The organism is Streptomyces sp. NPDC055243, assembly GCF_044544025.1.
In the GTDB taxonomy this organism is placed as follows: Bacteria; Actinomycetota; Actinomycetes; order Streptomycetales; family Streptomycetaceae; genus Streptomyces.
On record NZ_JBITWR010000001.1, the window covers coordinates 242116 to 262874 of the forward strand.

Genomic DNA, 20759 nt, shown 5'->3' on the forward strand with positions numbered 1-20759 from the left:
TCGCCGTGGCCACCGTGTGCAAGCTGTACCGAGGCGACAAACCGCAGCTCATCCAGCCTGAGGCGTGGACGCTGCTGACGTTCGAGCGGGTCATCACCAACGACCGCTCCATGGCGCGCAAGCTCTCGCTGATCCAGCCACCGTTCGGCGGCGACTTCATCTGGTCCCGCAACCTGCGCTGGGCCGCCATCACCGTCCCCGAAGGCGACTTGCGGCCAAGGCAGTTCATGAGCCGCTTCATCCGGGAACCGCACGGCGAGCGCGATGACACCGGCGCCGCCGACCGCCTCGCCACCCCAGGCCGCAGCTGGGAGACCACGACCTGGCAGTTCTACGGCGAAGCCAACCAGCCCGTCGGCGTCGAGGTGTGGCACGACCACCACGAACCCTGGGCCGTCGAACACGCCCAATTCGTCGCCACCACCTGCGACTACTAGAAGAAGGGGGACGAGGCTATGGCTGCACCACTGTCGGGGGACACGCTCCTCGCCAAGCTGAAGGCCGAAGGAGTGCGCGTCGCCGAGCATCCGGGCTGGCGCACCCACAACCGCAACCACAAAGGGCTCTGGGGGCCGGTCAACGGCATCGTCATCCACCACACGGCCGGATCGAACAGCCTGAGCATCTGCATCAACGGCGTATCCGGGCTACCAGGACCCTTGTGCCACACCCACCTGAGCAAGCCGGGTCTCGCGACGATGGTCGGCCACGGCCGCGCGAACCATGCGGGCACGTTCGCGGCCAACGCACATCGCGCCGTCGTCAACGAGGCATCAGTGCACCCGCAACCGGATGCTGCCGAACTGATCGACGGCAACCAGCACTACTACGGCATCGAGATCGAAAACCTCGGCAACGGTCGCGACCCCTACCCGTCGGTGCAGTACGACCAGGCGGTCCGCTGGGCTACCGCGATCTGCCGGGCGCACGGCTGGTCAGCCGACTCCGTGATCGGCCACAAGGAAGGCACTCGCCGCAAGATCGACCCCAGCTTCGGTATGGACCAGTTCCGCAAGGACGTCGAGGAACGACTTGCCCACGACGCCGGTTGGAGTCCCGGCACCGAACCCCCCAAGGAGGACGAAGTGCCGCATACGCTCGGCCAGTTCGACGAATCCGACCGCACCGTCGTCCCCGGCAAGTGGACAAGTCTGCCCATCGAAGGTCTCGACCTGCTGACCGGGGCCACCGCCTACCAGGCGATGGTGCAGCTCACCACCACCGTCCCGGCAGGCTCAACGCTCCAGGGGCGCTTCTACCACCACCGCACAGACGGCACCCGCTGGACCGGCGGCATCACAGAACGCCAGGGCAGCGAAGGATCGACCTTCGCCGACTTCCACAACTCCGGCTCCATCAAGGCCACCGAGAAGCTCCGCTTCGAACTCGCCTACTGGCCGGCTGACCCCGCCGACCGGAAGTCCATCACCATCTCCACCAGCCGCCTGCGCGGCCTCTACTGGAAGTAGAACGCCATGAACGCTGCACTCGACAAGGCCTACTGGATCGGCCTGCTCATCTCCGTCGTGCTGCCGGTCCTCGTCGGACTGGTCACCAAGCAGGTCACCCATGCAGGCATCAAGGCTGTGCTGCTGCTCGGCCTCAGCACGCTGAACGGGTTCCTCGTCGAGTACGCGAATCCCGGTCCCGACTACGACTTCGGCACCGCCGTGATCCTGGCGCTCGTCGCCTTCGCTGTCGGTGTGCTCTCTCACTTTGGGCTCTGGAAGCCCACCGGGGTCAGCGGCAAGGCGCAGGCAGCGCTCGGCGGCGGCAGCCCGCGGGCGGCCTGAGTGCCGTGCCGTATCGTCCGGCGGCTGGGGTGGACGCTCGGCCGACGCGGGGTAATCCTGCTGTCCTATGGCACGGTGTGGGCCCTGTACGGGTACGGGCAGATCATCACCCCGCAGCCGGATCAGCGGGGCCTGCAACTGCTCCTCAACCTCATGCCACTTGAAGCGTGGGCCAGCCTGTGGATCGGCACAGGCCTCGCCGCGATCGTGTGCGCATTCCTTCCGCAGGGCCGCGACGCGCCAGGGTTCGTATCCCTGGTCCTGATCGTCATCCCGTGGATGTCCTCCTACCTGCTGTCGTGGTGGCCGCTGGGAACCTTTCCGCGCGGCTGGGTCGCGGCAGCAATCTGGGTGGTGATCGCCGTACCGGTGATAGTCGTGGCCGGGTGGCGTGAATCGCCGCGGCCCAAGAGAGTGGGGCCGCCCTATGAGTCCTGAGGTGATCTCATCCGTCGCGGTGTCCGTACTCACCGCACTGTGTGGCCTGTGGGCGGCACGGTCGGCACGCAGGACACCGCGGCAGGAGAAGCGGGACGACTTCACCGCCATCACAGACCAGCAGGGCAAAGCCATTGGGCGCCTGGAGCATCGCATCCAGGTACGGGAGGCCGAGGCTGAGCGGCAGCGAGAGCGGATCAGCGAGCAGGACGAGGCGATCGGCTGGCTCCTCAACCGGGTCCGTGGCCTGGTCGGCTACATCCGCGGTACTGGCTTGGAGCCTCCGGCGCAGGAGCCGATGTCGGAGAGGGCCCGCAAGTACATTCACCACATCGACGGCTGAGCGAACTGGAGTTCCCATGCCCGACCCGCGCCCCATGGACCGCCGGACGGACGACTCGGCAGGCGACATGCCCAGCCTCGTCGTCCTCGGCCTCGCCGAACCACAGCCGCAACCCTCTTACGAGGGCCTCTTCGTGGAACCAGACCTACCACCCGCTGGGCCTGCAGAATGACCAACGCCCCGCTCCTGCCGTATGGCAGGAGCGGGGCGCTTCGTCATGTCACGCTTCTTTAGCGGACATTGCAATGCTTGAGATTCCGATGACTGCCATGGTGAAGATCGACCAGTGCGCCCACATCCAGCGGACGATGTCGAAGGCGATGAAGTCCACGATGTCCCCCTGAAAAGCGGCGGCGCCCCGAGTGCCCCCGGGGCGCCGCCTGTGGAGCGAAGCTGGTACCAGGTGCCCCCAGTACCGGCCTTGTGCTGCCGGGCTTCTCTGTCTGACCGATCAGCTTGAGGTGCCCCTCATCTGACGCGGTACCCGTGCTGCAGATCCACGTGCCCCGCGCCGGATTCGAACCGGTCGTGATCTCCTCGTGGGGCCCTTGTGCTGTTCTCTTGTTGTGCTCTACTTCATTTATAGGACCCTCTAACGTCCATGTCCAGGGGTCTCGTCAAGATTCTTTAGAGGGCCCTATAATCCACTCATGGATGACACTCCAGGGAGCCGCGTCCGCGCCGCTGTCGAGGAAGCTCTGGCCATCGAAGATCCGGCAGGCCGCGCCCGTGCGATCACCGAGATCCTCGCCGTGATGCAGGACTGGGGACCAGAGATGAAGCACACCAGACGGACCGACGTTCAGAAGCTGCGAGAAACACTCGTGCTGCGGGAGGTCGCCGAGCTGATCGGTACCAGCATTTCCCGCGTGGACCAGATCGAGAAGGGAAAGTCCTGACGCCTGAAGGGCCCGTCGGGGCGCTCTGCTGTGCGGTGTGGGGGAGTTGAGGCGAAACGCGCTGCGCGTTACCGGTTGATGCGGGTATGGTGGTGACACAACTTCATGCACCTCCCGGTGCGCAGGCATCGCGGTTACTTCTTTGGCAAGCACCGCACGCCGACTTTGATCTCGGGAGGCACAGCATCGGGGGTGCCCGGTGCGACGATGATCGATACTTCTTCTCAACAAAGAAGGACGCGGGTTCGAATCCCGTCGCCAGCCTCACGGTTGGTGTCGTCTAGCGGCCGAGGACACTATTCGATCGTCAACTTGATCTCGGGCACCCCACGCTGCGCTTCCCCTCCATGTGAGGGGTTTTTCTATGTCACGCTTCAACACCCGCGCTACTCGCCCCGCCGTCCACTCGCCCGTGACCACCACCGGGGAGCAGGCTCGAACCCACGAAGGCGGCGCTGGACATCTCCGCGACGCGAAGAGCGAGCTGTTCCTGCTCGCTGTCTCTAACTTCGTTGGCCAGGACGTCTTCTACGAGAAGGGCGGTCAGCGCGACGACCGCTACACGCAGCTCATACGATCCCTCGCCGTCGAAGACCCCGACTGGTGCGTCGACTTCCTGCGCTGGCTCCGCGGTGAGGCGAATATGCGCACCGCATCCCTCGTCGGAGCCGCCGAGTTCACCGCAGAACGCATCCTCCAGAACGCCCCCGGCTTCGGACGTCAGGCGATCGACGCCGTGCTCCAGCGCGCCGACGAACCCGGTGAGATGCTCGGCTACTGGACCTCCAAGTACGGCCGCAAGCTGCCCAAGCCGGTGAAGCGAGGCATCGCCGACGCCGTCCAGCGCCTCTACAACGAGCGGTCGCTCCTCAAGTACGACACCGACTCCAAGGGCTACCGCTTCGGCGACGTCCTCAACCTTGTCCACGCCGCACCCGCCGACGGCAAGGCCTGGCAGGGCGACCTCTTCAAGCACGCCCTCGACCGGCGCCACGGCGGAGAAGACGAGATACCGACAACCCTGAAGACGCTCCGTCGCCGAGACGAACTGGCAGCCTGGCCGATCGAAGACCGTCGGAAGATGGTGGAGCGGCACGACCTGGCGCCCACGCTCGAAGCTGCTGGCATGACGTGGGAGGCCCTGGCCGGCTGGCTACAGGGCCCGATGGACGCCGCGGCGTGGGAGGCGGTCATCCCGTCGATGGGCCTGATGGCGCTCGCCCGGAACCTGCGGAACTTCGACGAGGCTGGAGTCTCCGACGAGGTCGCCGCCCAGATCTGCGCCCGGTTCGCCGACGCCGAGCAGGTCGCCAAGTCCCGTATGTTCCCGTTCCGCTGGTGGGCCGCCTACAAGCACGCCCCGTCCCTGCGATGGGCTCACGCCCTGGAACAGGCCCTCGGTCATTCGCTCGCCAACGTGCCGCGCCTGAAGGGCAGCACGCTGATCCTGGTGGACCGCTCGCCGTCGATGTTCCCCGGCTACCACTTCTCCACCGACAACACGTCCGACATCACGCTCGCCGAGCAGGCCGCAGTCTTCGGCTCCGCCCTCGCCCTGCGCGCCGAGAAGCCCACGCTCGTCGAGTTCGGCGGCAACTCCAGGAAGCTCGACGTCGTGAAGGGCGGCAGCATCCTCAAGCACATCGAGGCCTTCGGGGCGAACGACGGCACCGACATCCCGACCGCCGTCAAGAAGCACTGGTTCGCCCACGATCGCATCGTCATCGTCACCGACGAACAGACCCGCCCCGGATACCTCCCCTCCAACATGCACCGCTACGGCGGCATGCAGGAGACGGCAATCGACGATCTCGTGCCAAAGAACGTGCCGGTCTACATGTGGAACATGGCGGGCTACAAGCCTGGCGCCATGCCCTCCGGCCGCGCCGGGCGGCACACTTTCGGCGGGCTCACCGACCAGGCGTTCCGGCTGATCCCGCTCCTGGAAGCCGGACGCGACGCCGACTGGCCGTGGATGCAGACTGCGGCCTGACAGGAGTAGCACGGAGCCCCGCCCCTCCCCAAGGGGTGGGGCTCTTCTGCATCTACTGCGCCAACTGCTTCTTCAGCTCGGCGGCGTGGGGCCCACTGTCCGTCGCGGGCACCTTCCAGCGGTGGGCAGTCTCCTCGCCGTCCACGTAGATCAGCGTGCCGCCCTTCGCCTGCGCGGGCGTGAGGTCGAATGCCCGCAGCCGGCGCTGGTATGTGCCGGGCTGCACCGGGTCCTCGTTGTTGTACCGGTCGACGACGACGTTGTACGACTCGCCGCCGCCTTCGTCGATGGTCTCACCGTCCGGGGCCATCCACTTCCAGCCCCCGCCGCTGATCGGGGCCACCTCGTCAGCCGCCGTCCCGGTCATCGCCTTGTCCTTCAACGTGACCACGGCGAAGACGCCGTTCTCGGCGGTGTCCATGCCGCTCTTCTTCACGTACACGATGGTGTCCGGTGTGATCTGCAGGACGCCGGTCCCGCCGTCGCCGATGGTCTGCGCGGGCTCGCCGAGCTTCCGGGTCTTCGCCTGCCCTTCGGTCCCGTCCCCGCCGGTGCCTTCCTCGCCAGCGCAGTGATCCATCCATTCCTTCTGGCTGAGGTACTCGTCCGTACAGTCGATCTTCTTCGAGTCGCTGGCCTTCGCTCCGCCTGCTGGCTTCTTGTCGGCCTGGCCGCTGTCGCCGTCATCGCCGCATGCGGTGAGAGCGGCGAGGAGAAGCGCGGTGATTGCGGTAGCAGTACGAATCCGCATGTGGGCCCCCAAGGTTGAGCTAGAGGGACACCGTAGGGCAGAAGCGACGAGCGGGGGAGGGATGGTGCCGGAACGCGCGGCCCGTCGTTACTGCGGCATGGAGCACCAACACCGACATCCGCCCCACGCCGACGCGCACTACTTCTGCCGTCAGTGCATTGAGGTCCGGCTCGGACCGGCAGCGGTCGAGGCCGCGCGCTGCAACGTGGCAGCTGCCCAGGCGTTGCGGCCCGAGCAGCGTGATTTCCTGCGGGTTCCCTTCGCCTCGGCGGCCGTGGGGCAGCGCGGTGTGAGGTAGCGCAGCCGAGGCGGGACCTACTCTTTGTCGCGCTGCTGGGCTCGGCGAAGGAGTCGGAGCAGGAGATCGGCAAGCTGAACCACTTCGGCGGCTTCGACCGGGTCGTCGAAGTGGACCGCCCGATGGCTTGCGGGGTTCTTGAAGGCCCCGATTGATCCTGCGAAAAGCTCCATGAGCGCCACGACCTCGCCACCGTGGGCGCCCGGATCAGCCAGTGGCCCGCCGGGCTTGAAGGCCTGCCGCATCAAGTCCACACCGACGAGCGAGGAATCGAGCCCAGAGGCGGTTCGGACCTCGACTTCGACTGCCTTCATCGCCGCGAAGCAGGCGGTCTCGTAGTCGCCCAGGTTGAAGATCGGGCGCACCTTTTCCTCAAGTGCGGGATCGAGAGCGCCGGCGAGCCGGTCTGCAGACCAGAGCTTCGCCTGCCCGTGCGAGTCGTCGGCCAGCTCGCGACCGTCCGTGGTCACGCACTGCCAAGCGGAGTCTGTGTTCTTGGGATGCGGCCCGATAAGTCCGCGCGATGCCAACCACGCCCAGGCGTCGGACAGTCGGCGAAGTAGATGGTCCTTGTCGCGCTCGCCGTTCTGATCGAAAGCAGTCTCGGCCCCTCTGAGCATGTTGTTGGCGTTGATCGTGCGACCGTCCCCAAAGGATCGAAGGAGAGCCATCGCTAGCTCAGGCGTGGGGAGCTCGCGGATCTGCTCAGTCGGTACGGGGCCTGAGTAGCGCATCATCATCTCGCGAAGCTAGCACCGGTACCTGCGCAGTGGGGTCGTTCATCAATCGGTCGGGACGTGAATCTGAAGACGATCAAGAGGCAACTTGCGTTACCCGAAGACGAGTTGTTCAGAAACCCGTTCATCAACTCCCTTCGTTCATCTACTCTGGAGACCCGTTAGATGAACGAAGGAGGGGTTCTATGGCCCTAGTTGGCCTCGTCCGAGTAAGCACCGACAAGCAGAACACCGAGCGGCAGCACGACGCCCTCGACCCGATATGCATCAAGGTCTTCGAGGAGAAGATCAGCGGCAAGCTCCAAGCTGAGGAGCGTCCCGCGCTCACCAGCGCCATCGAGTACCTGCGCGACGGCGACATGCTCTGCGTCCAGGAAGTCGACCGGCTCGGCCGCAACCTCCTCGAAGGGCTGATCGTCCTCAACGATCTCTTCGAGCGCGGCATCGCCGTCAAGGTGCTCGAAGGCATCGCTTCCGGCGAGCACAAGGAGCGCTCGCTGATCCTCGACCTCGCCCTGGCTCTCGCCGAGGATCGCAGACGCGACATCGTCAAGAAGACCAAGGACGGCCTGGAGTCCGCCCGCAAGCGCGGACGCGTCGGAGGCCGCAAGCCCGTCATGACCGAGACGCTCACCGTTCAGGCCGCCGCTCTGCGAGATCGAGGCTTCACTATCCGGCAGATCCAGCCCCACCTTCGTATCGCCGAGGGCGCCAACAAGGGCAAGAACCCCAGCGTCGGAGCCATCTCGCAAGCACTCCGTCAGCACGACGAAGAGAAGGAGCGCACATGACGGACAATCCGTCGAAGTTCTGGGACATGATCCCGGAGGCCGCCGCCCACGTCGGCGCGCTGATGGACCTCTTCCGACAGGCGTGCCAGCGGCAGGGGTGGGCTCTGTGTGCGGAGCGCGGCTTGATCGGCTGGACCGAGGTCAGATGCAGTGGCGGGCACGAGTTCAGCGTGCGCGCGTGGGACCTCGTATCCGGCAGAAGGCCTCCTGGGATAAGCCCAAGTGAGCCCTGGTGTACGAAGTGCCGCAAGGCAGATTGGGTCGCGGAGTGTCTGACCGTTCTGAAGTCGGTGGCTGACGCGCAAGGCGTGGAGCTTACGGCTACGGACGAGCGGGACAAGTCCGGGGAAGGTCACGTCGTGTTCGCGGCGAAGTGCCGGAAGGGCCACCACTTCAAGGCGACTGGGGCTGAGGCAAGGAGTCGGCGCGGCGATCCTGTCGACGTCCTGTGTCCCGGCTGCCGGGATGCGGCTGCGTTCGCGGAATGGTTCGCCGAGGTTGAGGCGGTCCTCCGCGTGACTCGATCCACGATGGTGAAGAGGTACAGCAACGCCTCCGAAGTCAGGTGCCGTCGCGGCCATGCACACACGTTCTACGTGGATGACTGGCGTAGGCGGAAGACCATCAGTCCAGACTTCTGCGGCGCCTGCAACAAGCTGGGGCAGTTCCAGGAGTTCTCGGAGCAAGCCAAGGATCTCGGCATCACCGTGCTTGAGTCGCAGTGGATAGCGGCGTCGCGCGCCCACCGGTCGGTCTGCTTCGCCGGACACGAGTTCGGCCTTGTCCCGAACAAGATCAAGCGTGGATGCCCCGAATGCCCACGAGGGATGTACGGCGGCGCTGTCCCGCCTCACGACGTGTACTACATCGCGAGTGGCTTGGACGCCGCGACCGGCGAGGAGACCGTGAAGCCCGGCATCAGCTCCGGGAGCGGCTACAACCGGCTCCGGCAGCATGCCGAGGACGGATTGACGGTCCAGCATCTTCGGATCTCAGGGCTGCTTCCCGGTATGGCGAGAGTGTTGGAAAGGTTCGTCCTGGACGGACTCGACAGAGAGGGGTGGCTGTCCACCCGAGGCGTCGAGTACTTCCCGCTGGCAGCTCTACAGGACGTCATGGACCTGGCGGGCGAGTGGTTCACAGATCAGCCTGGGCTCTCCATCCGCCCAATCGTCATCGACCCCCGCGACATCCTCGACGCCGCTAAGACGCCGGAGTCGCTTGACGTTGTGGACCTAGACATCGACACCGCCGTCGTCTTCGATTCGGACGACGTGACAGCCGTTGCGGCATTGACGCGCTGAGCCGCCACTGTGCCGCACGCCCGCCGCGTCCCCGCCCGGGCGGGAGCCTCTTCCTTGTCGGCGTACCGTGCCAGACTGGTCTTGGTCCTGGTCTCCCACTAGGTCAGAGGCGTAAGCGCGGAGTGGAAGCTCACAGCCCGCCAGGACCATCGTCTGCCGAGATCAGCCGGGCGCGGGGAACCGCAGTCCCTCCCGCCATCGACGGCCCAAACAGGGGCCTATCAGCGAGGCGGGGTAGAGGCCCCCGGAGACGGTTGCCGAGCACCCGCCCCCGACGAGGGGGCGGGCGTTCGTGCGTTCAGTCGCCCATGACGGTGCCTATGAAGATGGAGCCGGCTACGACGAGCAGAAGTACAAGGAAGACGAGGAAGCACTCGAACACCACCTGCCGCTTATTCAGCTCCCGGTTGTTCAGTTCGTGGCCACTGCTCCGCTTGAGTTCCTTGATCAAGGATTCAGTAAACGGCTTCCCCTTCTTGGCGTAGGAAGCCAGGTCTTCGCCCGAGACGCATGCGATGGACCAGTTGCGGCACGGGAAGGACATGTAGCAGGTAACCAACAGGCTGGAGACCAGGGCGACCCCAAGCATGGCGATCCCCCAACCGGGCATGTTGTGATGCTCGCGGAACCCGACGGCGAAGATGATCGATACACCGATAGTGATGATCTCGAACAGGTGAAGCGACCGATCTCGCAGACTGGTGATCGCATCGGCCTGCGTCTGCCGCATCCTCATCTCAACGTCAACGGCGATCTTGAGCAGCTCCCTGGTGTCCTCAGCTGCCGTGCGCATCGCGTCGTCGTTTTGACCGTCTGGGGCGCCGCTGTTGCCGACGTTGGCTTGGTCTGAAGAATCATCGACCACGCCGATCACCTCTTCGAACACTGCTGTACGGCTTCGCGCTGGCTGCCCCTCGCCATCGCACCCCACCCATACATTCAGAATGCGCTTGACAGCATTCTTTGGCATGTCGGTGATGTGGTCGGCGCCTACCGGACGCGCGTCACAGCGACCGTCGCATGCCGTGTCGTACCCGCCTCGACCTCGACGATCAGCCCCCGGCCTGTCGTCGTGTACGTCTCCCCGTCATCGGTCCGCGCCCGACGCCCCGGCCCGGACTCGGCGACTAGGCGCGCGACCGCGGCGGCGATCGGCGCGGTGAGGGCCTGCGACAGGACGCGGCGCCCGTCGGGCAGGCGCACGGCCACGCGATGCGGTCGGCCGGCGGGCCCGACGTAACCGACGACGGTCGCGTCGACGGTCTCGCTGTGCCGGATCTTCCGCCAGATCCTGGTCGGCCGGTACGTGCTGGACGCCGCCTTGGCGACGACGCCTTCGATGCCCTGTTCTGGAAGGTGCTCGTACCAGGCGAGCGCCACGTCGATGTCGTCGGTCGCGGGGGTCGCCTGGATCGGCGGCGGCACGTCGGCGAGGACATCGAGGAGCGCGGCCCGCCGTTCCGTGTACGGCCGACCGCGCAGATCCACCCCGTCCAGTTGGAGGCAGTCCCAGACCACGTAGTTCGCGGGGTACTGCCTGGCCAGTGTGGCGGCTCGCTTCGAGGTGGAGGTGCCGCGGGCCTGCGCCGCCGAGAAGTCCAGCCGTCCGTTGACCCAGACGACCGCCTCGCCGTCGAGCACGGTCCCGGGTCGCAGCGCGGCTTGTCCGGCGACGGCGAGGTCCATCCACGCGGAGGTGACGGTGCGCCCGGAGCGGGTGTGGCAGCGGATCGTCTCGGTGCCCCGCCACATGACCAGCCGGTGGCCGTCGAACTTCGGTTCGTACCACCAGCCGTCGCCGCGGGGCAGGCGTGTGACGGCCTCGGCGAGGGCGACAGCGACGGGATACTTCACGGCTCCAGCGTCCGGCCGTGCAGCAAGGTCTGCGCGGCGGGCTGCTCCGGTCGGCTGTGACTCGGCTGCGGGTGTCGCAGCCCTCGGGGTACCACTCCCGAGGGCTCACGTGACGGCCCACCACGGTTCAACGTCAGCACAGCCACCGTACCCGTGCCGCCAGGACGAGAAGCCCTGAGCTGAGGGGATGTCCGCAGATCGGGGGCGGTCATTCCAGCACCCCGAGTTCGGTGTCGGGTCGGCAGTGCGGGCAGGCGTCGACCTGCTCGTACAGGGCCTGCCGCGCCTGGTCCTGGGTGACGCCGCGGGACCGCTTGCCCGCCATGTGGCAGTCGCCTCGGTGGACGTAGACGGGGGCGCGGCCGTCGAGGCCCTGCTCGATGAGCCAGTCCGGGGCGGGAGGCCGGGCGGCGAGGCCCCGGAGTCGTTCGGCCTCCCGCCGCTCCTCCGCCGCGATCCATGTCCGGGTGCGCGCGAGGTCGCGTTCCTGGACGCGTTCGAGGAAGCGCAGGACGTCGATGCGGCGGATCTCAGACATCAGGTGATCCGGTAGTCCCGCCAGCCGGTGCCGCTGGCTCGCACGACCGCCCCGGCCTGTTCGAGGCGGCGCAGCTGGTAGAGCACGGAGCTGGGGCTGGACAGGCCGACGGCACGCCCGATCTCCCGGACGGAGGGGACTTCGCCGTGGTCGGCGATGTGGTCGCGGATGCAGGTGAGGACGGACTGCTGCCGGTCGGTGATGTCCCAGGAGCGGCGGGTGCGGGCTGGGGTGGGGTTCGTGTGCACCATGAGGCTAGTAGAGCATGTGTTCGAATATCTGCGCGAGTCGGAGTTCGACCCCAGCCGCGTTGTCAGCGCCTGCCGCTAGCCTGTCCTTATCTATCCGCGCTGTGGCTGCAGCGCTGCCGCCCCGCCCCCGTGATGCAGGGGCGGGGCGCTCGGCATTGGGAGGGCTTGTGGCTACACACACCGTGCTACTCGAAGATGGTGAGTTGGAGTTCGAGAATGACGTCGAGTGGATCTACTCGGATCTCCCCGAGCCTGACCCGAACTGGCGAGGCTCGGACAGCAACGGCCACGAGCACCACTACGCCGAGGGCCCGGACCGCTATCCGACGCTGAAGCAGGTGGCGGGCGAGCCGTACTGGTGCGATAGCTGCGAAGACGAGCACGTGGACACCTGGCTGGAGTGCCCGATCTGCGGCGAGCAGGTCACCCCCGGTACGCGCCCATCGTCCCCGAAGCCGATTTCGATGGGGCAGCGGTACTACTGGAACGGCGAACCGATCAGCCACGAGCGCGCCAGCGAGATCATCAGCGTGGCCGAGCGCGCCCGCGACGAGGCGGCACGGATCACCGAGCGCCCATCGATCGGCTCCCGCGTTCGGTTCGGCGAGGATGTGGTCACGATCGTCCCGACCGCGGAAGCCGAGCCGACGAGTCGCGTGACCGTGATGCGCGACGGCAGCGGCGCCACGGAAACCGTCGACCTCGATCGACTTCGCCGCACCTCCTGACCTAGGAGGCCGGAACGCCTTCGGTCCTGTGGGGCAGCCGCCGACGTAAGATCCTGTTGAAACCCGAACAGACAGGACTCGCCATGAGCACCCCCGCGCACGAAGAGGTCACCTACGAGCCCCCGCTCCAGGGAGCAGGACCGTGCGCGACGCCGAAGTGCGAGCGGCAGGCGCAGAAGTACGGGCCGTCGAACGGCGGGCGGCCGAGCAGCCCTCTGTGCAACGTGTGCCTGGCGGAGGTCGAAGCCGCGCGGAAACGTTCAGTCAGCGCGTAGGGGCTGACCTGCACGCTTCGGAGCGCCCCGAAGCGGCTAACCCTCGCCCTCGGAGTGCGGGTGCCGGGTGGCCTGCCGCAGCTGCTTCTCGACGTCGAAGCGGTTTAGACCCGCGTCCTTGGCGAAGGCGTTCGCTGCCGCCTGAGCTTTCGCCGCCGCTTCGAACCACACCGCCCTCTGGCTGACCTTCTCCTCGTTGTCGAGATGCTCGATCTTGCGACCCTCGTCGTCGGCGGTCTGCTGCAATGCGATCAGGTCGTCAGGGAGTTCGATAGCCACGAGCGGATCATAGATCGTTCACCGATTCCCCTTGGGAACGGCGCTCCCCGTAGTCGAGCCTGGATGCATGGACCTCATCAACCTGGACGCGAAACGCCGCGAGCGCGAAGAACCCCAGCCGGGCTACACGTCCTGCGAGTGCGGGGAAGCCTGGTTCGAGCTGCGGGGGCGGGGCGGGCCGAGTGCGAACGGTGCCGTCTGCATAGCGCCGGACGGGCGCATCACCGGCTACTTCGGCACACCTTGCTGCGTGAGCTGCGGGAAGCCCGTCACTTTGCGGTCATCCGCAAAGTGATCAAGCCGCCTTCACGACCTCGCCGCGTACCGCCGCAGCCCACTCCGCGACCAGCGCCTCATACTCCGGGCGCTGCTCCGGACGCAGCCTGCCACCCGACCGCACCATCATCCGGCGGATCTCGTCATTCACCACGGCCGCAGAGCGCACCGGGCCACAAGGCGGAGAAGCGGGGGACATGGTGATCAGTCTAGGCCGCCGGTCGGACATCACCCAGAATGCGGCCAGAACGGCATACGCGATCACGGGTGGTCATCCCCGCGGACCAACTTCACCAACAGCTCCGTGTCCCGGAGATCCGACAGCACGACTTCCGCGCCCGCCTCCCGCAATGCCGCCTCGTCGCTGCGCCCCGTCGCCACAGCGATAACCCGCACCCCGTTCTCGTGCCCGCCCTCGACATCGGCCGAGGTATCGCCGATAAGCACCGTCTCACCGGCCGGTACCCCAGCCCGCTCAAGCGCCAGCCGAACCAGTGCCGGGCGCAAGTCATCGTCCTCCCCGTAGGCGCCCGCCTCCCAGTCAATGTGCGTGTCCAGGCCGAACACACTCAGCTTGATCTCGGAGACAGGCCGGACGTTCCCGGACACCACGACCTGCCGGACGCCAGCCGCATTCAGGGCAGTCAGAGCCGCAGCGGCACCAGGGAGGGCATGGCCGCGCTCGCGCAGCTCACCGACGCGGCGTAGATGCTCCTCGGCGAGAGCCTCGGCGAACCGCTCGAAGTCCCCGCGGTCCGTGGTCAGGCCGTGCAGCTTCGCCGTCTCGCGGAAGATGACCGGCTCCGTAATCCCGTCGATCTTCGCCTGCTCCCTCATGGGCTGACCGAGCGTCCGCTCAAATGCCCCCGCCGACAACTCCCGGCCCACACCCCGAGTCGAGATCAACGTGTGGTCGATGTCCCACAACACCAGCCGCGCCATAACGCACCCTCTCCCGCCCAGCGGTAACAACCCGTCACCCATCCGTGCAATCACCGTCCCACGACTACCCACCCAAGCCATACGCTGTGCCCACCAGCTGGCACAAACACGGAGGTGGCAGGCATGACCACACCACGCCTCCCCGTCGGCGCCCGCATTCGCTACCACCGCGAACAAGCCGGACGCAGCCAAGTCGCCATCGCCGGACTGTGCGGCATCACCGAGCGCTACCTCTCCCTCATCGAAAACGGCAAGAAGAGCCCCTCACCCGACCTCCTCGGACGTGTGGCCGCCGAACTCGGCGTGACCATGGCCGCGCTGCTCAGCGACGACCCTGTACCCGAAGCCGTCCCCGCCATCACCGCCGCCCCGAGTGTCGCCCGCGCCCTCATGGGCTGCACCACGCCGCGCAGCAACCAGCCGGTCGACCCCGCCGACCTCCGCGCCCGCGTCGAGGACGCCTGGCGCATCTGGCAGACATCCAAGACCCGCTTCACTGAAGCCGAACCACTCCTGCCGGCTCTCATCGCCGACATCGAACACGCCGACCGCGTCTACAGAACCAGCACCAACCAGCAGGCGCGCCGTGAAGTCCTGCGCTGCGCCGCCGACCTGTACGGGCTGCTCCGCTCCTACTGCCGCCGCGCCGGACGCCTCGACCTGTCCCTCATGGTCGCCGACCGGGCCATGCGCGCAGCCGAAGACGCCGACGACCCCATCCGGATCGCCGCCGCCCAATGGAATCTGGGCCACGTCCTGCTCTCCCACAACGACGCCGGCGCCGTCGAGCATGCCCGGGAAGTCGCCGTCCTTGCCGTCGAAGACCTCCAGCACGTCCCCGCCGGGCAGGAGAAGGCGGCCGTCACGGGAGCCCTGGAGCTGGTGGCAGTCGTCGCGGAGGCGCGCACCAGGCGCTGGTGGGAAGCCCGCGCCCGGCTGGAGAACCGAGCCCTTCCCCTGGCCCGCGAGGCTGGAGAGGGCAACGCGCAAAGGACCGTGTTCGGCCCGACCAACGTCCGCCTGCACGCCGTGAGCATCGAAATGCTCGCCGGGGAAGCCGCCGAAGGACTCCATGTCGCCGACAAGATCGACGTCAGTCGGATGCCGTCCCGGGAACGGCAGTTCACATTCGGGCTCGAGGTGACCCGCCTGTACGACCTGCGCCGCGAAGACGCCGCGGTCCTCGTCCACCTCCTCGGCCTCGAGGAACTCGCACCCGAAGACCTCGCCCGCAGCCCCCTCGCCGTCGAACTGGTCGAAAGCCTCTTGCGCCGGGTGCGCCCCACCTACCGCGGTCAGGCCGTCGGCCTCGCCAGGCGCCTCGGCCTCCTCTGACAACCCGAACTCGCAGGCACCCCGAACTGTCAGTTCGGGTAGCGCACGCTTCGCGGCAATAGCGTCTGCGCATGACCAGCGGAAATGCTCCCTACGTGCCAGGTCCGGCAGGAACCCGGATCGTGGCCGCCGGAGTCGACTGGGACGCCGTCAAAGTCGTCCGGTCCTTCGGCCTCCAAGCCCTCGACCGGATAGCCGATCCCGGCGCGGTCGTCGTGGACCCCAGCGCGGCTGCTCCGTCCTTGTACTTCTTCGTCCGCCCCGGCACGACCGAGGGCTGGGACGTTCCGCAGTCCACGGCGCTGAGCATCACCAACCATGTAACTCTGCCGCCAGAGAGCCGGGTCATGCCGCCCGGACCGTACTGGCTGACCTCGCCAGCTGCCGGGCGCCTCCACACCAATGCAGCCGCGCTGCGGGCGGCCCTCGAAACGGTCGCAGGGCCGCGGCCGGCCTGGAGCCCCAGGACGGAGCACTTCACATGAACGCCCCCAAGTACGCGCGCACCGAGATCCGCGGCCTGTGCTGGGACCAGAAACCCGACGACGTCCTGCACTGCACCCTCGAGCAGGACCACGACGGCGACCACTTCCACGCCTACACCAAGACCCGGTGGCCGAACCGGTCGCGGGAGAAGCGGCGGCAGCGGTGAACTTCCGCCCGCTTCCCGACGGCGAGCGGTACCGGGTGGCGGGCGGGACTAGATGAGGACGATGCGTGGGTGTCATGTGGCTGACTGGTGAATCGTTACCCCTAGCTTGACCAGGGGTGATCGGTTCACACGGGGCTCGAACGGAATGCCTTTACCTGCCCATGCCACAGTCTTCCGCCACGTGGATATATGCATTTGAATGTCGGACGGCAACAGTCAGTCGGTGGGCTGGCGGATCTAGTGGAGGAGGTCGGTGACGTGGCAGCGCAGCTCATGCGCCACGCGCAGAAGGTGGCTCATCTTCATCTCCTCGCCTGCCTCCATGCGCTGGATGGTGCTCCGGCCGAGGTCCGTGTTGTACGACAGGGTCTCCTGGGTCATTCCCAGGTGGTGACGCCGGACGCGGACGCGGTCGCCGATCGCTCTGAGGGCGTCGGTGATCCATCTCGGCTGTTCGTCGGGCACCGGACCAACGCTTTATCGATCAAGATCATATGTCAGCATCAGATTTGAGGCTTTCTTTGATCTTGGAGTGAGCGCCCGGTCCCCGCGCTCACCAGGCGCCCGGACCCCGCGCCGCACCCCCCACGCATTCCGGCCCTGCGGCTGCCTGGCATATGCCGCAGGGCTAGAGGTAGTGTCCGAGATTCGAACGCGTGTTCACTCGAAGGGGCGAACAACGCTCTACCTGCGGTTTCCGTTGGGCAGGGAGGGAAACATGCGCGTCACCCCCACAGCAGCCAGCCCAACCCACAGGAGACGGAACGACATGGACGACGAGGCGATCCTCGCCCTCTACGACTGGGCCCTCGGGGCCTGCTTCCGCCACCCAGTGGCCGGCGAAGTCGAGACCACCACGGTCAAGAAGGTCCACCCCCGGCACGGCGGCGAAGAGGAAGTCCGCGCCTGCCGCACCTGCGTCCTCGCTATAGAGGATGACCGCCGCGTAGCGGCGCTGAAGGCTGGCCTGCCCTACGCACCCGGCCACGCCGGGGAAGGTTTCACGGGCCCATAGGCGCAGATCGAAGCCCTGTCTGTGCCTTCTCTCTGGGGAGGATCTGGGGAGCCGCAGCCTGTGGGGAGGGGGTGGGGAGGGCTAGATGTACCCCTCGGCGCCACTCCGTACCATCCGGGGCCACTCGATACCACCAGGTCAGAAGGCACCCCTGGCCCGCTGAGAGGAACGCCGCAGCTCGGGTGCTCTCGTCCATGCAGAACTCCGATTTCCGCAAGGACGCCTGGGGCCGCCTCATGCGCACCGCGAACTTCGTGGGCACCACCACGTACGGCACCACCGAGGTCGCCGAGCACGCGGGCGCACGGGTGCGGAAGATCCATACGATGATCAAGGTCACCGACCCCGACACGGGGGAACGGTACGGCGTCGACGAGCCCGGCCTGCTGCTCTGGGTGCACTGCGCCGAGATCGACTCCTATCTGCACGTCGCACGCCGCTCCGGATTTCGCCTGACCGACGAGCTCGCCGACCGGTATGTCGACGAACACCGCGAGAGCGCTCGGCTCGTCGGCCTCGACCCCGCCGACGTACCGGCGTCGACCACCGAGCTCGCCGCGTACTTCGAGCGGGTGCGGCCCGAACTGGCCGCGGGGCCCGAGGCGCGCGGCGTCGACGACTTCCTCCAACGTCCGCCGACCCACCCCCTGTTGGTCCCGGCGCGCGCCCTGCTGTGGCGGCGCGTGGCGAATCTGGCGTACGCCGCGCTGCCGCCGTACGCCCACGAGCTCTACGGCAGGGCGGCCCCGCCGCCCGCCACCGTGACCCGGCGACTCGTCACCACCGGCACCATCCTGCGCACCGTTCCCGCACGTCTACGCTGGCAACTTCCCCCGAAGCACATTCTGCGCGCCATGGCCAGGCTCGGGCCCGGCGCCCGGCCTGCCCCGTACAAACTCGACAGGCGGACAGCCATACTGGACGGGCCGGGGAGGGCGAAGCGAAGCAACGGGGGCGACGGCGGGAGATGGCGGACACCAGGCTGATCCAGGGCCGGTACCGGCTGCTGGACCTGATCGGGCGCGGCGGCATGGGCGAGGTGTGGCGTGCCCGCGACGAGTCCCTCGGGCGCAGGGTCGCCGTGAAGTGCCTCAAGCCGATGGGGCCCCAGCACGACCAGTCCTTCACGCGCGTGCTGCGCGAGAGGTTCCGGCGCGAGGCACGCGTCGCGGCGGCGCTGCAGCACCGCGGCGTCACCGTCGTCCATGACTTCGGAGAGCACGACGGCGTCCTGTATCTGGTCATGGAGCTGCTCGAAGGGCGCAACCTCAGCCAGCTCCTGGAGGACAACAAACAGCATCCGCTGCCCGTCGCGGACGTCGTGGAGATCGCCGACCAGGTGGCGTCCGCACTCGCGTACACCCATGAACAGGGCATCGTGCACCGGGACCTGAAGCCCGCGAACATCATGCGGCTCACGGACGGCACGGTGAAGATCTGCGACTTCGGCATCGCCCGGCTCGGCCACGACATCGGCTTCACCTCGCGCCTGACCGGCACGGGCATCGCGATGGGCACCCCGCACTACATGTCGCCCGAGCAGATCAGCGGCTCCCAGGTCGACCAGCGCAGCGACCTCTACTCCTTCGGGTGCGTCCTGTACGAGATCGCCACGGGGGCGCCGCCCTTCGACCTGGAGGACGCCTGGGCGGTGCTCGTCGGCCACCGCGACACGGCGCCCGAGCCGCCGCGCAGGCACCGCGACGACCTGCCCGAGTACTTCGAGAGGATCGTCCTGGACCTGCTCGCCAAGGAGCCGGACGCGCGGCCCCGGGACGCGCGCGAACTGGGGCGCCGCATCGTCTCCGGCCGCACCGTCCCCACGTACGTCCCCACCGTCGTCACCCCGCCGGTGCGCCGCCCGGAGCAGCCGCCCTCGCGCGAGCCGCGGCTCCCCTCGTGGACGCGCGGCATGACCACCGGGCACAAGGCGAACGGCGCGTCCGAGCTGCGGATCACCCCGCCCGACACGGCCGCGGGCCTGACCGGCGAGTGGATCCCGCGCGCCGACGCGCGCCGGACCGCGACCCCGCGGCAGCCCGAGCGGCCCACCCCGTCACCGGAACTGGTCGCCACCCTCGTCAGCCGGCACAACGCGGGCCTGAGCCTGGGGCGCCTCGGCCGGTGGGCCGAGGCGGGCGAGGTGCACCGCGCGGTGGCCGCCGAGCGGGAGCACGCCCTTGGCCCCGACCACCCCGACACGCTCGCCAGCCGCTACGAAGTGGGCTTCACGCTCAGCCGCACCGGCCGCGCCGCCGACGCCCTGCGCGAGTACGGCCGCGTCGCCCAGGGCAGGGAGCGCACGCTCGGCCCCGAGCACCCCGACACGCTCGCCGCGCGGCAGGAAATGGCGTACGTCATGGGGCAGTTGGGGCGGCACTTCGAGGCGCACCAGATGTACACGTCGGTCCTGGCCGTCCGGGAGCGGACCGCGGGCCCCGACCACCCCGACACCCTGCGCTGCCGGCACAACCTCGCGTACAACCTCAGCAGGCTGGGCCGCCTGGAGGACTCCTACCAGCTGGCCCGCCAGGTGGCGTTGGCCCGCGCGCGCGTCCTGGGCGAGACGCACCCCGACACGCTCGTCACCCGCTACGAAGTCGCTTACGCGCTCGGTCAGTTGGGCCGCTGGCCCGAGGCGCTGCAGACCTACCGCGAGGTCGCCGACGCGCGCGTGCGGGCGCTGGGCGCCGACCACCCCGACACCCTCGCCGCCCGCTATGAAGTGGGCATCAGCCTCGGCAGGCTCGGCCGCAGCGGCGAGGCCCTTGAGCTGTACCGCGACCTGATCGACGACCGCACCCGGGTGAACGGCCCCGCCGACCCCGAGACCCTGCGCGCCCGGCACGGCCTGGGCGTGAACCTCGGCCGCCAGGGCCGCTGGGAGGAAGCCCTGGCCGAGGCCCGTGACGTGTGCGCGATACGCGAACGCGTCCTGGGCGGCGACCACCCCGACACCCTGGTCAGCCGCCGCGAGGTGGCCGTGGGCCTGGGCTGGCTCGGCCGCTGGGCCGACGCCCTGACCGATTACCGCCGGGTCGCCGCCGCCCGCGAGCAGGTCCTGGGCACCGACCACCCCGACGCCCTGGCCAGCCGCAACGACGAGGCGCACTGCCTGGAACAGCTCGGGCGCGGCACCGAGGCGGTCGAGCTCTACCGGCGGGTGGCGGCCCTGCGCCAGCAGCGGGCCTCCGGCGGGCACTGAGGCGCTGGGCGCGGGGAGCGTGGGGGGCTTCGGTCCGTGGGCGCCTGTCGGCGCGTCGTGGG

The 20759-nt window shown here is 67.9% G+C and carries 27 protein-coding genes; 17 read left to right on the plus strand and 10 right to left on the minus strand.

The genetic code is table 11. The features are described 5' to 3' along the window. Nucleotides 1-5 precede the first annotated feature (5 nt). The 7 genes from ACIGXX_RS01440 to ACIGXX_RS01470 all read left to right on the plus strand — a co-directional run bounded on the left by ACIGXX_RS01440 (nt 6) and on the right by ACIGXX_RS01470 (nt 5466). A complete protein-coding gene (locus tag ACIGXX_RS01440) occupies nt 6-437 on the plus strand; it encodes a hypothetical protein (RefSeq protein WP_399971728.1) in 432 nt (143 codons plus the stop codon). Nucleotides 438-455: 18 nt separating this feature from the next. Further along, the gene (locus tag ACIGXX_RS01445) at nt 456-1469 is read left to right on the plus strand and encodes an N-acetylmuramoyl-L-alanine amidase (protein WP_399971730.1); all 1014 of its coding nucleotides are present in this window, start codon (nt 456-458) and stop codon (nt 1467-1469) included. Between the two features lie 6 nt (nt 1470-1475). Beyond that, on the plus strand, nt 1476-1793 hold the full coding sequence (locus tag ACIGXX_RS01450) for a hypothetical protein (protein ID WP_399971732.1): 318 nt from the start codon (nt 1476-1478) through the stop codon (nt 1791-1793). A 75-nt stretch (nt 1794-1868) separates the two neighbouring features. Beyond that, entirely contained in the window at nt 1869-2231 is a 363-nt protein-coding gene (locus ACIGXX_RS01455; RefSeq protein WP_399971734.1) for a hypothetical protein, read from the plus strand. 1 nt (nt 2232) lies between these two features. Then, the gene (locus tag ACIGXX_RS01460) at nt 2233-2574 is read left to right on the plus strand and encodes a hypothetical protein (protein ID WP_399971736.1); all 342 of its coding nucleotides are present in this window, start codon (nt 2233-2235) and stop codon (nt 2572-2574) included. Nucleotides 2575-3224: 650 nt separating this feature from the next. Further along, complete coding sequence (locus ACIGXX_RS01465; protein ID WP_399971738.1) at nt 3225-3473, plus strand: hypothetical protein; 249 nt, start codon at nt 3225-3227, stop codon at nt 3471-3473. Nucleotides 3474-3837: 364 nt separating this feature from the next. Beyond that, complete coding sequence (locus ACIGXX_RS01470; protein ID WP_399971740.1) at nt 3838-5466, plus strand: TROVE domain-containing protein; 1629 nt, start codon at nt 3838-3840, stop codon at nt 5464-5466. Between the two features lie 52 nt (nt 5467-5518). Here ACIGXX_RS01470 and ACIGXX_RS01475 read toward each other — a convergent pair whose 3' ends face one another. Further along, nucleotides 5519-6217, minus strand: a complete 699-nt coding sequence (locus tag ACIGXX_RS01475; protein WP_399971742.1) for a hypothetical protein — start codon at nt 6215-6217, stop codon at nt 5519-5521. Nucleotides 6218-6532: 315 nt separating this feature from the next. Continuing rightward, a complete protein-coding gene (locus ACIGXX_RS01480) occupies nt 6533-7255 on the minus strand; it encodes a TIGR02391 family protein (protein ID WP_399971744.1) in 723 nt (240 codons plus the stop codon). Between the two features lie 182 nt (nt 7256-7437). Between ACIGXX_RS01480 and ACIGXX_RS01485 the strand changes: the two genes are divergently transcribed. Next, nucleotides 7438-8043 (plus strand): recombinase family protein, encoded by a 606-nt coding sequence (locus ACIGXX_RS01485; protein WP_399971746.1) that lies wholly within the window; start codon nt 7438-7440, stop codon nt 8041-8043. Then, a complete protein-coding gene (locus ACIGXX_RS01490) occupies nt 8040-9347 on the plus strand; it encodes a hypothetical protein (protein WP_399971748.1) in 1308 nt (435 codons plus the stop codon). Before ACIGXX_RS01485 ends, ACIGXX_RS01490 begins: the two co-directional genes overlap by 4 nt. Before the next feature lie 298 nt (nt 9348-9645). Here the strand turns inward: ACIGXX_RS01490 and ACIGXX_RS01495 are convergent, their stop codons facing one another. The 4 genes from ACIGXX_RS01495 to ACIGXX_RS01510 all read right to left on the minus strand — a co-directional run bounded on the left by ACIGXX_RS01495 (nt 9646) and on the right by ACIGXX_RS01510 (nt 11990). Continuing rightward, nucleotides 9646-10317 carry a hypothetical protein gene (locus tag ACIGXX_RS01495; protein WP_399971750.1) on the minus strand — a complete coding sequence of 224 codons (672 nt, stop codon included), beginning with the start codon at nt 10315-10317 and terminating at the stop codon, nt 9646-9648. Between the two features lie 20 nt (nt 10318-10337). Beyond that, entirely contained in the window at nt 10338-11201 is an 864-nt protein-coding gene (locus ACIGXX_RS01500) for a DNA ligase (RefSeq protein WP_399971752.1), read from the minus strand. 208 nt (nt 11202-11409) lie between these two features. Beyond that, complete coding sequence (locus ACIGXX_RS01505) at nt 11410-11739, minus strand: DUF6233 domain-containing protein (RefSeq protein WP_399971754.1); 330 nt, start codon at nt 11737-11739, stop codon at nt 11410-11412. Further along, complete coding sequence (locus tag ACIGXX_RS01510; RefSeq protein WP_399971756.1) at nt 11739-11990, minus strand: hypothetical protein; 252 nt, start codon at nt 11988-11990, stop codon at nt 11739-11741. Before ACIGXX_RS01510 ends, ACIGXX_RS01505 begins: the two co-directional genes overlap by 1 nt. Before the next feature lie 167 nt (nt 11991-12157). Between ACIGXX_RS01510 and ACIGXX_RS01515 the strand changes: the two genes are divergently transcribed. After that, complete coding sequence (locus tag ACIGXX_RS01515) at nt 12158-12718, plus strand: hypothetical protein (protein ID WP_399971758.1); 561 nt, start codon at nt 12158-12160, stop codon at nt 12716-12718. An 83-nt stretch (nt 12719-12801) separates the two neighbouring features. Beyond that, a complete protein-coding gene (locus ACIGXX_RS01520) occupies nt 12802-12993 on the plus strand; it encodes a hypothetical protein (protein WP_399971760.1) in 192 nt (63 codons plus the stop codon). A 36-nt stretch (nt 12994-13029) separates the two neighbouring features. On the opposite strand, the gene ACIGXX_RS01525 is transcribed toward ACIGXX_RS01520, so the two are convergent. The 3 genes from ACIGXX_RS01525 to ACIGXX_RS01535 all read right to left on the minus strand — a co-directional run bounded on the left by ACIGXX_RS01525 (nt 13030) and on the right by ACIGXX_RS01535 (nt 14490). After that, entirely contained in the window at nt 13030-13272 is a 243-nt protein-coding gene (locus ACIGXX_RS01525; protein WP_399971762.1) for a hypothetical protein, read from the minus strand. Nucleotides 13273-13567: 295 nt separating this feature from the next. After that, the gene (locus ACIGXX_RS01530; protein ID WP_399971764.1) at nt 13568-13813 is read right to left on the minus strand and encodes a hypothetical protein; all 246 of its coding nucleotides are present in this window, start codon (nt 13811-13813) and stop codon (nt 13568-13570) included. Next, entirely contained in the window at nt 13810-14490 is a 681-nt protein-coding gene (locus tag ACIGXX_RS01535) for an HAD family hydrolase (RefSeq protein WP_399971766.1), read from the minus strand. Before ACIGXX_RS01535 ends, ACIGXX_RS01530 begins: the two co-directional genes overlap by 4 nt. Nucleotides 14491-14613: 123 nt before the next feature. Between ACIGXX_RS01535 and ACIGXX_RS01540 the strand changes: the two genes are divergently transcribed. The 3 genes from ACIGXX_RS01540 (at nt 14614) to ACIGXX_RS01550 (ending at nt 16477) form a co-directional block, all read left to right on the plus strand. Next, on the plus strand, nt 14614-15825 hold the full coding sequence (locus ACIGXX_RS01540; RefSeq protein ID WP_399971768.1) for a helix-turn-helix domain-containing protein: 1212 nt from the start codon (nt 14614-14616) through the stop codon (nt 15823-15825). A gap of 71 nt (nt 15826-15896) precedes the next feature. Beyond that, nucleotides 15897-16310: a hypothetical protein gene (locus ACIGXX_RS01545; RefSeq protein ID WP_399971770.1), complete on the plus strand. Its 414-nt coding sequence runs from the start codon at nt 15897-15899 to the stop codon at nt 16308-16310. Continuing rightward, complete coding sequence (locus tag ACIGXX_RS01550; RefSeq protein WP_399971772.1) at nt 16307-16477, plus strand: hypothetical protein; 171 nt, start codon at nt 16307-16309, stop codon at nt 16475-16477. The genes ACIGXX_RS01545 and ACIGXX_RS01550 overlap by 4 nt, the downstream gene beginning before the upstream one ends. A gap of 237 nt (nt 16478-16714) precedes the next feature. Here ACIGXX_RS01550 and ACIGXX_RS01555 read toward each other — a convergent pair whose 3' ends face one another. Next, nucleotides 16715-16942, minus strand: a complete 228-nt coding sequence (locus ACIGXX_RS01555; protein WP_399971774.1) for a helix-turn-helix domain-containing protein — start codon at nt 16940-16942, stop codon at nt 16715-16717. Between the two features lie 304 nt (nt 16943-17246). On the opposite strand from ACIGXX_RS01555, the gene ACIGXX_RS01560 reads away from it, so the two are divergent. The 3 genes from ACIGXX_RS01560 (at nt 17247) to ACIGXX_RS01570 (ending at nt 20697) form a co-directional block, all read left to right on the plus strand. Further along, entirely contained in the window at nt 17247-17492 is a 246-nt protein-coding gene (locus ACIGXX_RS01560) for a hypothetical protein (RefSeq protein WP_399971776.1), read from the plus strand. A gap of 194 nt (nt 17493-17686) precedes the next feature. Continuing rightward, the gene (locus ACIGXX_RS01565; RefSeq protein WP_399971778.1) at nt 17687-18478 is read left to right on the plus strand and encodes an oxygenase MpaB family protein; all 792 of its coding nucleotides are present in this window, start codon (nt 17687-17689) and stop codon (nt 18476-18478) included. Beyond that, entirely contained in the window at nt 18460-20697 is a 2238-nt protein-coding gene (locus ACIGXX_RS01570; protein ID WP_399971780.1) for a tetratricopeptide repeat protein, read from the plus strand. Before ACIGXX_RS01565 ends, ACIGXX_RS01570 begins: the two co-directional genes overlap by 19 nt. Nucleotides 20698-20759 lie beyond the last annotated feature (62 nt).

What these genes read in the sequence shown, in the direction of transcription:
- ACIGXX_RS01485 (WP_399971746.1), top strand. Translation starts at nt 7,438, where the DNA reads ATGGCCCTAGTTGGCCTCGTCCGAGTAAGCACCGACAAGCAGAACACC.
- ACIGXX_RS01535 (WP_399971766.1), bottom strand. Translation starts at nt 14,490, where the DNA reads ATGGCGCGGCTGGTGTTGTGGGACATCGACCACACGTTGATCTCGACT.
- ACIGXX_RS01445 (WP_399971730.1), top strand. Translation starts at nt 456, where the DNA reads ATGGCTGCACCACTGTCGGGGGACACGCTCCTCGCCAAGCTGAAGGCC.
- ACIGXX_RS01545 (WP_399971770.1), top strand. Translation starts at nt 15,897, where the DNA reads ATGACCAGCGGAAATGCTCCCTACGTGCCAGGTCCGGCAGGAACCCGG.
- ACIGXX_RS01495 (WP_399971750.1), bottom strand. Translation starts at nt 10,317, where the DNA reads ATGCCAAAGAATGCTGTCAAGCGCATTCTGAATGTATGGGTGGGGTGC.
- ACIGXX_RS01465 (WP_399971738.1), top strand. Translation starts at nt 3,225, where the DNA reads ATGGATGACACTCCAGGGAGCCGCGTCCGCGCCGCTGTCGAGGAAGCT.
- ACIGXX_RS01475 (WP_399971742.1), bottom strand. Translation starts at nt 6,217, where the DNA reads ATGCGGATTCGTACTGCTACCGCAATCACCGCGCTTCTCCTCGCCGCT.
- ACIGXX_RS01550 (WP_399971772.1), top strand. Translation starts at nt 16,307, where the DNA reads ATGAACGCCCCCAAGTACGCGCGCACCGAGATCCGCGGCCTGTGCTGG.
- ACIGXX_RS01470 (WP_399971740.1), top strand. Translation starts at nt 3,838, where the DNA reads ATGTCACGCTTCAACACCCGCGCTACTCGCCCCGCCGTCCACTCGCCC.
- ACIGXX_RS01570 (WP_399971780.1), top strand. Translation starts at nt 18,460, where the DNA reads ATGGCGGACACCAGGCTGATCCAGGGCCGGTACCGGCTGCTGGACCTG.
- ACIGXX_RS01450 (WP_399971732.1), top strand. Translation starts at nt 1,476, where the DNA reads ATGAACGCTGCACTCGACAAGGCCTACTGGATCGGCCTGCTCATCTCC.
- ACIGXX_RS01510 (WP_399971756.1), bottom strand. Translation starts at nt 11,990, where the DNA reads ATGGTGCACACGAACCCCACCCCAGCCCGCACCCGCCGCTCCTGGGAC.
- ACIGXX_RS01565 (WP_399971778.1), top strand. Translation starts at nt 17,687, where the DNA reads ATGCAGAACTCCGATTTCCGCAAGGACGCCTGGGGCCGCCTCATGCGC.
- ACIGXX_RS01480 (WP_399971744.1), bottom strand. Translation starts at nt 7,255, where the DNA reads ATGATGATGCGCTACTCAGGCCCCGTACCGACTGAGCAGATCCGCGAG.
- ACIGXX_RS01560 (WP_399971776.1), top strand. Translation starts at nt 17,247, where the DNA reads ATGGACGACGAGGCGATCCTCGCCCTCTACGACTGGGCCCTCGGGGCC.
- ACIGXX_RS01490 (WP_399971748.1), top strand. Translation starts at nt 8,040, where the DNA reads ATGACGGACAATCCGTCGAAGTTCTGGGACATGATCCCGGAGGCCGCC.
- ACIGXX_RS01520 (WP_399971760.1), top strand. Translation starts at nt 12,802, where the DNA reads ATGAGCACCCCCGCGCACGAAGAGGTCACCTACGAGCCCCCGCTCCAG.
- ACIGXX_RS01540 (WP_399971768.1), top strand. Translation starts at nt 14,614, where the DNA reads ATGACCACACCACGCCTCCCCGTCGGCGCCCGCATTCGCTACCACCGC.
- ACIGXX_RS01505 (WP_399971754.1), bottom strand. Translation starts at nt 11,739, where the DNA reads ATGTCTGAGATCCGCCGCATCGACGTCCTGCGCTTCCTCGAACGCGTC.